The organism is Sphingosinicella sp., assembly GCF_052387495.1.
Lineage (GTDB): Bacteria > Pseudomonadota > Alphaproteobacteria > Sphingomonadales > Sphingomonadaceae > Allosphingosinicella.
In genome coordinates this window covers 1-2808 of sequence record NZ_JBQTJC010000022.1, presented here as the reverse complement: position 1 = coordinate 2808, position 2808 = coordinate 1, and the positions used below count along the sequence as shown (strand labels likewise).

Sequence of the window (2808 nt, the reverse complement as noted above, 5' to 3'; positions counted from 1 at the left end):
GTCGCGCTGCTCGGCCTCGCTTTCAAGCCCAATACCGACGACATGCGCGACGCGCCGTCGCTGTCAATCGTACAGGCCCTGGAGGATGCCGGGGCCGAGGTGCGCGGATACGATCCGGAGAGCATGGCGCAGGCCCGTCCGCTGATGCCGGGCGTCGCCCTGTGCGACGGGCCTTATGCCGCGGCCGAGGGCGCCGACGCGGTCGTGCTGATCACCGAGTGGGATGCGCTGCGCGCGCTCGATCTCAAGCGCCTTGCCGGAATCATGCGCCAGCCGATCATGGTCGATCTCAGGAACATCTATCCTCCCGAAGAGGCGGAGGCCGCGGGGCTATTTTATTCTGGCATTGGGCGGACGCGCCGCGGATAACCACAACATGTAAAATCCGCTGAGCGTCGTCACCGCAGTGCAGCATCGATTGGAGACACAATCAAGGCGCCCGTGCGACGGGACCACCCTATCTGCCGCCAATGCGGGCAAACCGAAGACGTTTTAAAGCGCTGCCGACGGAATGACATCTGAAGAGCGTCGGCGAGAATACGGCCTGCCGGTAACCTGTTCCGGGGCGGCGCCACCTTATTCCGAGCTGCGCCGACAAATGCCTTGTCCGATCGCGCCGGGCAGGAAGAAGCACCCGTTTTTAAAAGCCGAAGCTAAGTCGCACCGCGGCGCCCAAATCGCTGCGCGCGGTCTCGGTATGGCCCGGGTCTCGCCGAAGAAAGGCATTGGCGGTGAGATAGCCCGCACTACGGAGGACGGGTAGACTATAGGCTGCTTCCAAATCGATCTCACGTCCACTCGGCGCAAGAGTAAATTCCCGCAACGCATAGCCCGCGCTCAACGTCGCATAATCCCAGGAAACTGGAAGGTTGAGCATATAGCCCCCTGCGCGCACGCGCAGCGGCTGCATGACGCGAAGGGCGAGCCGATCTCCTGCAGCGAAAGCACCCGAGCGGCTGAGATCCACCGCCCATGCGTCCGTAGACAGTCGCCCCGCCCTAACAAGGTCGCCGTTCCCGGTCATTCCCGTCGAGCCGCGCCGATAGCTGGCTCCGGCCACCCAGCCCCTGCCAAGGTCGTAACGCGCCGCGGCATCGAGAAAGAGGCTGGTTGCGCCTCCCGGTGCCATCGCGAATCGGCCACCTAGCACCGTCCCATCCTCGGCGAGTCGAGTCATGCCGAGCGAAAATTCCGCACGGCCGAAGCGTCGGTCAATGGTCAGCGACGAGAGGCTATAGCCCGGCTCCACGACGCCGCGTCTCGGCATCTGAAGATCGACCCGACCGCGCTCGCCGGTCACCGTGAGCGCGAGGATTCCAAAATCGTGCCGCGCGCCAATGGCGACGCCACTGTCCGAATGGAAGCCCGCGCGGCTCAAGGGGTCACGCGCAATCAGGAAGGGCAGGGATTGCTGTTCGGCAAGGCGCTGCTGCAGCGTTCGACCACTCTCCGAGAAGCCGAGCGCAACCGCGGTCCGCGGAGAGAGACGGCTCAATGCATGGCCGGCAATTGCGCGGGCATTGCGGGCATCATCGTAACTCAGACCTCCCTGAGCCAACCCGACCTGGGGCTGGCCCATGACATTGCGCCGGACCGTCACCGATACCATCGTCGCGCCGGCGACGGCATGACCAGTGGAGAGGTCCATCTGCAGGCCCTGAGCGAGCGGCCGTTGTCGAGGAGCGCGCTCAAGGCGCTGCACCAGATCCACAGCGAAGGCACGCGAGAAGCCGTCGAGAATGATGGCGCCTGCTATTGTGGGGCTGGCATCGCCCATCGGTTCGGATGCCTCGCCTTCGCCAACATCCTCCACGGGCACACCGCTTCCCCCGAGCGACATGGTACCGATCGGCTGCATCGCGCGCGTGATGTTGAGAATGCCGTTGCCAAATTCGATATCGACCCCGGCCGCGCCCGCATCGTCCGCGCTCACTCGTAGAATCTGTGCAATCTGAGCGCCCGTAAGATTCGGGAAGGCGCTGGCGAGCAAAGCCGCGGCGCCGCTAATCACCGGGGCTGAGAAAGAGGTGCCCGACCAGAGAAACTGGGTCCCGTTCTCATCTATCGCTCGCACGCGGGAGCCCAGCGCGACGAGATAGAAGGTCGCGGAACTTCCGGCGCGGTTGGAGAATGTCGCCAGGTTGCGGTTCTCGTCCATCGCTCCGGCAATGATCACCTGGCCATTGCCGACATTGGCGGCAGCCGCGGCGGCAAACACGCTCGGCTCGGCGGCTCCTTCATTGCCAGCTGACATCACAATCACCATTCCGGCGGCGACCGCGCGGCTTACCGCACTCATCACGGAATTGCTGGCCGTCTCGCCTCCAAGCGAGATGTTCACGACGCGCGCACCGTTCTGCCGTGCCAGGTCGATCGCGCGCGCGATATCCCCGCTATTGTGCTTGCAGCCCTCGTTCGGCTCGCAATTGGCGGGATCGGCAGTGTTGAGCGAGAGGATGACCGACTCGAAGGCCACCCCCATCGGCCCGGATCCGTTGCGCGCCGCCCCGATGACCGATGACACGGCCGTGCCATGTCCTTCGGTATCGGTCACGCCCCGATTCCCCACAAGATCGGCGCTTGCCGGGTGAATTCGCCCGGCGAACTCCGCAAGATTGGGGTTAATCCCGCTGTCGATCACCCCAACGGTAACGTTCTGCCCGCGCCCGCCCGCATTCCAGGCGCTGATCGCCCCTGACGAGGTCGCGGCGTTCGAGCGCTGATACTCCGCATCGTTGAAGTTCACCGGCGGGGGAGGCGGCGGCGGAGGAGGTGGCGGCGGAGGAGGCGGAGGCGGAGGTGGAGGAG

The 2808-nt window shown here is 64.9% G+C and carries 2 protein-coding genes; one reads left to right on the top strand and one right to left on the bottom strand.

All coding sequences use genetic code 11. The annotated features are described in order from the left end of the window. Window positions 1–369 (top strand): UDP binding domain-containing protein (locus ACT4N8_RS01630; protein WP_444856393.1); only part of this gene is annotated, 369 nt, incomplete at its 5' end. A 271-nt stretch (window positions 370–640) separates the two neighbouring features. Here ACT4N8_RS01630 and ACT4N8_RS01625 read toward each other — a convergent pair. Beyond that, entirely contained in the window at window positions 641–2746 is a 2106-nt protein-coding gene (locus tag ACT4N8_RS01625) for a S8 family peptidase (RefSeq protein ID WP_444856392.1), read from the bottom strand. Window positions 2747–2808: the final 62 nt, after the last annotated feature.